The following is a 10043-nucleotide window of genomic DNA, read 5'->3' on the forward strand; positions in this document are numbered from 1 at the left end:
TTTCCCATTTATGGATGACAATGGTTGATTCGGACGCCAAGACCCGGAGGGTGGCCACATCAGGCGTGACCGATGACTTCACCCGTCCCGCGTCACAGATCGCCGACGAACTTGCCGCGACCTGGCGGTCGTACTTGCCCGAGCATGCCATCGATCTTCTTCGGACGACCGAAAGTGTCAGCAATCTGCCGCTGACGGAGCGGGTCGACGCGGTGCTGCTCTTCGCGGACGTCGCAGGCTTCACAGCGATGGCCGAAAGCCTGGCCGGGTCCGGGAACTACGGCACCGAACGGCTGACGTCGGTAATCAACCGCTGGTTCGCAGTGACGGCGGAGGCGATCATCAGCGCGGGCGGCAGCGTGGTGGACTTTGCCGGTGACGCACTGGTCGGCATGTTCCGGTACACACCCGGGTCCAGCTCCGCCGTGGCACGCCGGGCGATCCGCTGCGCTGAACTCATCCGGGAGGCGACCGCTTCGGTCTCTCCGGTGCCCACTCCCGATGGTCAGCGGTCTTTGGCCATCCGGGTCGGCCTGGCCTCCGGCTCGCTGCGAGTCATGGTCCTCGGCGACCCAGAAATCCGGCTGCAGCACCTGGTCGCGGGACCCGCGCTGGACCGATCGGTCGCGGCACTGCACCGCGCCGAACGGGGCGAGATTGTTGTCGACGAGGAGTTGCAGGCGATCGCCGACCCGGCTGACGCTGAGCCGGCTCCGGCAGCCGCCACCTCCGAGACACCGATCGCTGATTTAGAAGGGCTGCTGACGCCGTTCCTGCACCCCGCTATCCGCGCCAGGCTCCGGTCCGGGCGGCATGAGCTGGTCAACGAGCACCGCAAGGTGACCACCGCCTTCGTCCGGCTGCCCGACCTGTCGGTCGACGATCTACAAACCGTCAGAACGCTCCAGCTCTATCTGCGGGCCGGCGTCGCAGTCATCGATCGGTACGGTGGGCACCTTCGACATTTGATGGCGGATGACAAGGGCACCGTACTGGTCGCAGTATTCGGCACCCCCGTCAGTCATGAGGACGACGAGGAACGCGCGCTGCGCTGCTGCCTGGAACTGCTGGGGCTGCCCGGCGGGCCGTATCGGGGCGGCGTCACGACCGGACACGTCTACTGCGGTGAGGTGGGCTCGGACATCCGCCGTGAGTACGCGGTCGTGGGTGACGCCGTCAACTTGGCGGCCCGCCTGATGCAGGCCGCGCCGGACGGGCACCTGCTAATCGATCGGGCCACCCACGAACGGGTCCGAGACCTCATCCAGGACGCGCGGCCGGCTGCGGTCACTGCCAAGGGCAAGGCGGAACCCGTACCCGTATGGATCCTCCGCGAAGCGCGGGATGCCGCCCCACCGCCGTCGCTGCCGGGCCCGGCGCACGGACCGCTTGTCGGCCGCGCTGGGGAGCTGGACCTGCTCGATGCTCTAGGCCGACAGGTGAGGGCTGGCCAGGGACATATGGTCTGGCTGCACGGTGAGGCCGGTATCGGCAAGACCCGACTTGCCACCGAAACCTGCCGGATCACCCGCTCGCTGGGCTTCGCCGAATATGGCGGCGGTTGCCGCTCGCACGGTACCAGCGCCAGCTACCTGGTCTGGCGCTCGATCTGGCGTGACCTCTTGGAGATCGATCCCAACCTGCCGATCCCTGAACAGCGGGCAGCATTGACCGCGCGGATCGCCCGTTATGACGGCTCCGGACAGCGCGCTCCGCTGCTGGCCGCCCTGATCAACCTGCCGATGCCAGACAACGAGTTCACCGCCCAGCTGGAACCCGTCGGCCGGGAGGAACTCCTCCGCTCCGTTCTCCTGGCCTGTCTGCGTGACCGGGCCACCGACGGGCCGCTGATGCTACTTCTGGAGGATTGCCACTGGATCGACCCGGCCTCGCAAGCCCTGCTCGAACACCTGCTTCACCACATCGCGGAGCTGCCGGTGCTGGTGGTGGCGACCTCGCGGGAACCGATGCCGGAGAAGTTGGCCGGGCCAGCGCATATCGCCGACCTGCGGCTTGACCAGATAACTCGGGCCGAGGCCGACCAGCTCGCCGCCCTGCGGCTGCGCGAGAGATACGGGCGTGACACCGACGTGGCACCGGAGTTGCTCCAGCAGATTTGGGACCAGGCCGGAGGCAACGCGTTCTACATCGAGGAGCTGGTCAGCTATCTGCATGGCCGCGGCGTCGACCCGGCAGATGCTCGCGCATTGGCCGGCGTGCAGGTGCCGGACAACCTGCAGCGCTTGGTCATGGCCCGTATCGATCAGCTGACCGACGACGAGAAGGCGACCATCAAGGTGGCCAGTGTGATCGGCCGCCGGTTCCAACCGCCCTGGATCACCTCTGTCTATCCGGCCGCCGGGACGACTGCGCAGGTCTCGGACCACCTCGGACGTCTCCACGCGCTGGGCCTCACGCCCCGGGTGATCAGTGAAACCGAGCCGGAATTCGAGTTCAAGCACCCGGTCACGCAGGAGGCGGCGTACCAAAGCATCACCTACGACACCCGGGCCTCGCTGCACGAGCGCGTCGGCCAGCTCATCGAGGAGACCTATCCCGACCGGCTCACCCAGTATGTCGACGTGCTGGCCCATCACTACGCGCGTACCGAACGGACCGACAAGCAGCGCTCCTGGTTCCGCGCGGCCGGTGATCGCGCCAAGGAGATGTACGCCAATGAGGCGGCGACCTACTACTACGGGTTGCTGCTGCCGCTGCTGCCCGAGGCGGAACGAGCCGAACTGCACATTGAGATCGGCACCATCCACCAGCTCACCGGGCAATGGACCGAGGCCGAGGACCATTACCTGCAAGCCATGCGATTGGCGGAGACAACTGGACGGCGAGAAACCCTCGCCGCAGCTCAGCGTCAATTCGGCGACCTGCTTATGTACACGCACTCCGACGCCGAGTCGGTCACCTGGCTCCGGCGCGCCCTGTCCGGGTTCGAACACCTCGGCGACGCAACCGGACAGTCCCGAACCTTGGACCGGATGACCTTCGCCCTCTATCGGCAGGGTGCCTACGCCGAGGCCCTCGACATGGCGCGCCGGCATCTCGCCATGGCCTCCACCGCTGGCGACTCCGCCGCGATGAGCGCCGCGCTGGAACACACCGGCCTCGTGTACGTGAACACCGGCCATCTCGAGTCAGCGCTCGAACACCTGCGCCGTGCGTTGAAGTCCGCTGAGCAAGCCGGCGACCGACAGCGCATGCTCAACGCGGCCTGCAATCTTGGATGGGCCTCACTACGCGGCGCCGACCACGTTCAGGCGATCGCCTCCTACCGGCATGCGCTGGAAGTGGCACGGGAGATCGGCGCCCGGCAGACCGCCACCATCGTCATCGGCAACCTCAGCGAGATCTACCGTGACCAGGGCGAGTTCGAGCGAGCGCGGATCTGCGCCCTGCACACCTTGCGGGTGAGCGTCGAACTCGGCGACTGGCTGAGCGTCGCAGACCAGGTCGCCAACCTGGGCACCATCGCCGCCACGGAGGGCCGTTCCGATGACGCTCAACCGCTGCTTGAGCGGGCGATCGACCTCGCCCGCGGGCTGAACGCACCGTACCAACTCTGCGACTGGCTGCACCGGCTGGCACGCCTGCATTTCGGACAGGACAATCTTGAGTCGGCCGAGCGGTTGAATGCCGGGGCGCTGCGTATCGCCGAGGAGCACGACGAGCGCAACGTGCGGGTCAGCGCGTACGCGCTGTCGGTCCGCCTGGCCGTGGCATCCGGCCGGGTGGATGTGACCAGCGCCACGAAGCTGCTGCGCGAGGCAACCGTCGAGTGGAACGAGCCGCACGAGGTGGCGGCGCTGCTGGACGCCGTCCGGCGGGTTGACCCCCGCGACGAGGACGCTCGCACAAGTGCCGCCGCCATATACCGCACGCTGTATGAACGGGCGCCGATCGTTGAATACCGGCACGCCTACCGGCGGCTCACCGGTGTGATGCTGCCACCCGGGCCGCCGCTGCCGGAACTACCCGAGTGGATCGCCGAGGAGAACGGCCCGACCCTCGAAGAACTGCTCGAACGGATATAGCTCCGGAGCCTCGTCGTGGTGCTCGGTTCCTGCTGTGAGCCCCACGACGAGACCCGTTCTACTAACCGCGTGATACGAGTTCAGGGCAGTGCTCGTCGCAGCCGCCGAGGGGGACGAGGACGTCGGCGCTGTCCCGGTCCTTGGGGAAGAAGTCGTCGAAGCTGACCGCGACCCAATCCGATTCGGGTGTCCGGCTCCAGTCGACACGGTGAGTGGCGAAATAGTCGACGGTCTTGGTCACCGCGCGGCCGGCCACCGTAGCGGGATTCCAGTACGGCACCGACAGAAGGTAACGGTCCCCGTCGTGCCCGGGGATGCTCACTTCGTGTTGTTCGTCGCGCGGAACGTCGAACATCCAGTCCAGGACGACGGTGTCCGGCGCGGGGGTGTCGAGGTTTCCGGCGCCCTCGGTGTTCTGGACCTCGGCGAGCCGGTCGAGCGGACCGGCCGGATCGAACGGCTTGCCATCCAAGGTCATCCCGCTCTGCCACGGCGCACCCTTGCGTGTGGGGGGCGGCGAGACGGCTTGAACCCGGCGGAACAACGCCGGCGGCGGGTCGTCAACCGCCACCTGGGCCGGCGCATAGGGATAGTCGACCGGCGCCGCGAACGAGAAACGCAACGAATGAACACACGCGCCATGCAACTCGAACACCGCATCACTCAGGGGAACACCCACTTCGGACTCCAATCGTCAAGAGCTGGGGCAATGGTCATCGCAGGCGCCGAGCGGGATCAGAACATCGGCGCTGTCACGGTCCTTGGGAGCGAAATCGTCGAAACTGACGGCGACCCAGTCGGATTGGGGTGTCCCGTTCCAGTCGACCCGATGGGTGGCAAAATAGTCGACCGTTTTGGTCACCGCGCGACCGGCCACCTCAGCAGGATTCCAATAGGGCACCGACAACAGATAGCGGCCCTGGTCGTGACCGGGAATGCTCACCGGGTGCTGCTCGTCGCGCGGAACGTCGAACATCCAGTCCAGGACAACAGTCTCCGGCTCAGGAGTGTCGAGGTTCCCGGTGCCCTCCGTGTTCTCGACTTCGGCGAGCCGGTCGAGAGGCCCGGACGGATCGAACGGCTTCCCGTCCAGCGTCATCCCGCTCTGCCACGGCGCACCCACACGGGTGGGCGGCGGCGACACCGCCTGCACCCGCCGGAACAACGCCGGTGGCGGACCGTCAACCGCCACCTCGGCGGGTGCATAGGGGTAATCGACCGGCGCCGCGAACGAGAATCGCAACGAATGAACACACGCTCCGTGCAACTCGAAAACCGCGTCGCTCACGGGTTGGCCCATCTCGGTCTCCTATCGTCGATCAGAGGCGGCGGCCCGAGGAGCGAGACCGCCGGCTAGTACACGGATCTCAAAGCGTCGAGCGGCAGGTCACTGGCCAGCAGGCACAGTGCGACGCGTGACGGTGCGAACGCGTACACCGAGCCGGTGGTGGTGACGAAACCGCCGAACGCCAGGGGTGGCACGCCCCGGACGGCCGCGCCGTGGCGCCGGTGCGCCGCGTCGGCGCTGTATCCGATCACCGGGTCCATCCCGTCGACCCGGCCGGCTGCCGCGCCGGAGTCCGTGTCGAACTTGGCGATGGTGCTGGACGGGAACTCGGGGTCGTTGGCCCAGCATCGCTGCAGGAACTCGAACTGGTCCTCGATGCTGGCCATGTAGGCGTTGAACAACATGCCCCGGTCGTGGTTGTCGGGGTTGCTCCGGTCCATCGGCGGGCCGAAGGGAATCCCGCGCCGGAGGAGTTTGTGGCTACGCTCGCGGAACATGTCGTTGCGCCGCGGGTTCATCTTGCGGATGTGGGCATACAGCGGCGTGTGGATGCCGTGCTCGTCACCGTCGTAGGTGAAGTCGTTGAGGTCGTCCGGGTTGGCATCCTTCGCCAGCGGTGCGCCGTCGGGGCTGCGCCCGACAGCCTTGGCGGCGATGTCCTCGGCCGTGCTGTCCGCGTCGCTGAGCTTCTCCATCTTGTCCCACCAGCCCGCCACGTCCTGTCGCAGCCTGCGGAACACGTGGAACGAGCCCCCTCGCATCCACGGCGCCGGAGTCGGCCGATGTCCGAGGCTCAGCGGCCGCCGCTCCCCCTCGAAGCCCAGCACGAACTCGCCGATCCCGATGGCCGGTGAACCGGCCGCGGCGCCGTCGGCGCCCCGCACGGCAGGATTCGAGATTCCCTCCACGAACCCGAAGTGCTCGATGGGGTTGCCCGCGGCGTTCCTCACGACGCTGCCGTACTGCACGAGCGGTCCCGCGCCGTCCATTCCGGCGATAGGCATGATTTGCAGGCCCGCGCCGGTCGCCCACAGCTGTTCCTGGCGCACCCGCTCATGGAGCGACTCGTCGTCGTCGGCAGCGATAATCAGCATCGCGTCAACCGGTGGGCGGCGGGGGCCACCGATCAGCCACGACGTCGGATCGCTGTTGCCGACATCGCCCATCAGCGCCGGCGTGCTCGTGATCCGGCCGCTGTCGTCGAGCCGATTGCCCAGCGGGCCTTTCCGGAACGCCTCGAAGCGCGCCAGGTCGGCGGAAACCTCGGGATGCATCGTGATCAGGCCGGTGGCGGTGAGGCTGACGCTCATCAGGCATCGTCCGGCGGGGATCCGGGTGCCGTCCCGGGCGGCCGTGACGTCGCCGGTGCAGTCGATCCGGGTAGCCGCCTCACCGAGCCACACTCGGGCCTCGGTGCGCCTGCCGCCGAAGGACAGGAAGAGGAACGCCTGGTGACAGCCGTCGAAGGGCTGCAGAATGTTGCCCTGGATCTGCTGCGGATCCGCCAGCGCGCCATCGAGGTCGTCAACCTGCCCGATGAGATTGCGCCGGCCGTCCGCCACGAACCCTCCCTGAGGAACCCACGTTCTGTCCGAAGAGGACCATACAAAGACCGGTGTGCCCGTGGAAGTCTTCGGTCGGATCATTGCGCGGGGGTTGAACCCGGACGACGCCGCACAATACGATCGGCGATCCTGAATGGAATCCGTACCGGTTCACTGCCAGAGGACCGACCGGCGGATCCCCGGACCGTGGGGTGTGGGTTCTGACCACCGAACTGGACAGCACCGAAGAGACGACCAAACCGTCCCGCTTCCCCGTTGCGGTGTGGTTGCTGCTGACGGGTGAGTTGATCACCGCGCTGGGTGTCGGGCTGACCCAGCCGTACGCCGTGGTGATGCTGCACGAGGTGCGCGGCATATCGCTGACGGTGGCGACCGGGATTTGGGCGCTCGGTCCTCTGACAACCATCGTGGGCAACGCCGTCGCGGGACCGTTGATCGACCGGCGCGGCGGGCGATTCGTCATGTCCGCCGGTCTGGTCATGGTGGCGGCCGGCGGGCTGGCCCTGGCGTACGGCCCAGGTCTGGCCTCTGCGGTGGCCGGAGTGATGGTCGGCGGCCTGGGCTGGTCGTTCTCGTTACCCGCACTGGCGACGCGGCTGGCCATTCTGGCTCCGGAGAAACTCCGGTCGCGCGTTTACACGCTTCAGTACGTGACGTTCAACGTGGGGATGGCGGTCGGTGCCGCGCTGGGCGGAATCGCCTTCTCCCGGGCTCGGCCCGAGACCGACACCGGCAAGGCGGTCCTGCCGCTGCTCTGGGCAGCGCTGGCCCTGGCCTGTCTGGTGGCCATCGTGTTGTCGCTTGTTGCCGGTCGTCAGCTGTCACCAAAGTCAGACTCCGACGAGGTTCAGCGCGGGGGATACCGGCGTGCCCTCGGCGACGGCACCCTGTTGCGCGTCCTCGGTGCTGCCGCGCTGTTGGCCACGATCGGTTACGGCGTCTACAGTGCCGCTCCCTCGGTGATGGCGCTGGCCGCGGACGACCCGGCCGCACTGGGCTGGGCCGGCGTCGCGAACTCCGTCGCCGTCGTCGCCGGAGCACCGATCGCGCTGCGGCTGGCCGAGCGTGTCTCCGCGCGTTCCGCGCTGCTCTGTACGGCAGCGTTGTGGGCGCTCGGCTGGGCGATCTGCATTCCGACGGTCTTCGGGGCCGGGCTGAGCACTCGAGCGGCGCTCACGGTCGCCTCGGTCCTGATCGGTTTCGGTGAACTGCTACTCGCCGGTGCTCTGCCCACGCTCATCAACGGCATGGCGCCCGACGAGCTGCGCGGGCGTTACAACGCGCTGTCGAGCCTGGCCCTCACTATCGGCATGGCGGCCGGCCCGTTGCTGACCTCGGCAGCGGCAGCCACCGGCTCGACCGACTACCTGCTCTACGTCACGGTCATGCTGGCCGGTCTGGCAAGCCTTCTGCTGCTGCGAAACCCGGTTCGTGTGCCATCGGTGGCCCCGCCCGGAGACGCCTCCGAGCGGGACAAGGTGCCAGACCGGTAAGAGCGGTCAGCGACCGTCCAGATGATCGTCCCCGGCCAGCCTGCGCAGCGCCGCCCGCGACGGCGCGAACGCATACACCGACCCGGTAGTCGTCACGAACCCACCGAACGCCGCCGCCGGAATCCCCCGCACCACCGCCGCACCCAGCCGCCGCCCCGCACTCTCCGGATCGTCGCCGAGGACCGGGTCCAGGCCGTCCACCCGCTGCGCACCCCGCCCGTACCGCGCCAGCATGCTCGCCGGGAACCCCGGATCGTGTGCCCACCTGCGCTGCACGAACTCGAACTGGTCCTCGATACTCGCCATGTACGCGTTGAAGAACATCCCCCGCTCCCGCCCGTCATCCGCAGCGCCGCGTTCCAGCCTCGGCCCGAACGTGATGCCGCGGCGGAGCATCTTGTGGCCGCGGTCGCGGAACACCCCGTCCTCACGGGGGTTCACCTTGCGGATGTGGGAGAAGTTCGGCGTACGCGATCCGTCGTCATCGCCGCGGAAGCTGAACGCGTTGATCTCCCCCGCCTGGTCCAGCTCGGCCAAAGGCCGGCCGTCGAGGTGCCGGCCCAGCGCGCGGGCCGCCGCCTCCTCGGGCGTGCCACCCTGCTCGCTCAGCCGGTCCATGCGCTGCCACCAGCCGGCCACGTCCTGCTTGAGCCGCCGGAACACCTGGAACGACCCGCCGCGCATCCACGGCGCCGGCGTCGGCCGCGGCGTCCACGTGGGCGGGCGGCGCTCCCCCGCGCAGCCCAGGATGAACTCACCGGCGGCGATGATCGGCGTACCCGGCCGGAGCCGCGCCGAGTCGGCGAAGCCGCGGATGCCCGGCTGCGAGATCCCGTCGGCGAACCCGAAATGCTCGATCCGGTGGCCCTGCTGCCTGTCGCGCAGCACCTCACCCCACTGCACCGGCAGGACTTCGAGACCCGCCTGCTCAGCTTCCCGCACCTCCCTGTCGACGGCCACGCGCAACGACTCCGCGTCATCGGCCGCGACGGTCAGCAGCGCGTCGACCGGCGTACCCAGCCCGCCGACCACCCACCGCTCCGGATCGCCCGCGCCGACGTCACCGAGCAGCGCCGGTGCCGTCGTGAGACGCCCCTCGTCGTCGAGCCGGTTGCCCAGCGGCCCCTGCCAGAACGCCGCGTGACCCACCAGGTCACCGGCGATCTCCGGATGCAGCATGACCAGCCCGGTCGCTGTCAGTCCCAGGTTCAGCAGGGCCCGCCGCGACCCGTTCGGCGCCGCGTCGCCGTGCCGGTGCGCGGCGCCGTTGCGTCGCACATCACCGTCACGCTGGGCGCCGCGACTCGGTGTGACGTCATCGGTGCCGGCCACCCGGCCCGCGACCGCCGCGAGCCAGGTCCGGGCTCCGGCGCGCCGGCTGCGGAACGAAATCGGCAGGAACGCCTGATGCTCCTCCCGGAACGCCCGCAGGATGTTCCCCTGAATCTGCCCCAGATCGGCAAGTGGTGACGCGACTACAGTGGTCATGCTCTTCGACGTCTCCGTTCGGCAGCGTTGCTGGCGGTGCCTCTGGACGATGCCCGCCCCGCGCCCGCCCGGCACCCCTCCTGTCGCCAATCCGTCGGTCCGGCTGCGACTTTCACTCACCCTCCTCCTTCGGTACGGCGTAAGCCCACGCCCGCCCACCCCG

The 10043-nt window shown here is 68.5% G+C and carries 6 protein-coding genes; 2 read left to right on the forward strand and 4 right to left on the reverse strand.

What is annotated here, in order from left to right; all coding sequences use genetic code 11:
• The first annotated feature begins 14 nt into the window (after window positions 1-14).
• Window positions 15-4046, forward strand: a complete 4032-nt coding sequence (locus ACFQV6_RS36675) for a tetratricopeptide repeat protein (protein WP_378032287.1) — start codon at window positions 15-17, stop codon at window positions 4044-4046.
• A 61-nt stretch (window positions 4047-4107) separates the two neighbouring features.
• On the opposite strand, the gene ACFQV6_RS36680 is transcribed toward ACFQV6_RS36675, so the two are convergent.
• The 3 genes from ACFQV6_RS36680 to ACFQV6_RS36690 form a co-directional block, all read right to left on the reverse strand.
• On the reverse strand, window positions 4108-4668 hold the full coding sequence (locus tag ACFQV6_RS36680; RefSeq protein ID WP_378032288.1) for a hypothetical protein: 561 nt from the start codon (window positions 4666-4668) through the stop codon (window positions 4108-4110).
• Between the two features lie 72 nt (window positions 4669-4740).
• On the reverse strand, window positions 4741-5334 hold the full coding sequence (locus ACFQV6_RS36685) for a hypothetical protein (RefSeq protein WP_378032289.1): 594 nt from the start codon (window positions 5332-5334) through the stop codon (window positions 4741-4743).
• 65 nt (window positions 5335-5399) lie between these two features.
• A complete protein-coding gene (locus tag ACFQV6_RS36690; protein ID WP_378032290.1) occupies window positions 5400-6896 on the reverse strand; it encodes a Dyp-type peroxidase in 1497 nt (498 codons plus the stop codon).
• Window positions 6897-7090: 194 nt separating this feature from the next.
• On the opposite strand from ACFQV6_RS36690, the gene ACFQV6_RS36695 reads away from it, so the two are divergent.
• Window positions 7091-8392 carry an MFS transporter gene (locus tag ACFQV6_RS36695; protein ID WP_378032291.1) on the forward strand — a complete coding sequence of 434 codons (1302 nt, stop codon included), beginning with the start codon at window positions 7091-7093 and terminating at the stop codon, window positions 8390-8392.
• Window positions 8393-8398: 6 nt separating this feature from the next.
• On the opposite strand, the gene ACFQV6_RS36700 is transcribed toward ACFQV6_RS36695, so the two are convergent.
• Entirely contained in the window at window positions 8399-9880 is a 1482-nt protein-coding gene (locus ACFQV6_RS36700) for a Dyp-type peroxidase (protein ID WP_378032292.1), read from the reverse strand.
• Between the last annotated feature and the right edge of the window lie 163 nt (window positions 9881-10043).

This window comes from Actinoplanes sp. GCM10030250, assembly GCF_042666575.1.
Taxonomy (GTDB): Bacteria; Actinomycetota; Actinomycetes; order Mycobacteriales; family Micromonosporaceae; genus Actinoplanes.

What these genes read in the sequence shown, in the direction of transcription:
- ACFQV6_RS36700 (WP_378032292.1), bottom strand. Translation starts at nt 9,880, where the DNA reads ATGACCACTGTAGTCGCGTCACCACTTGCCGATCTGGGGCAGATTCAG.
- ACFQV6_RS36675 (WP_378032287.1), top strand. Translation starts at nt 15, where the DNA reads ATGACAATGGTTGATTCGGACGCCAAGACCCGGAGGGTGGCCACATCA.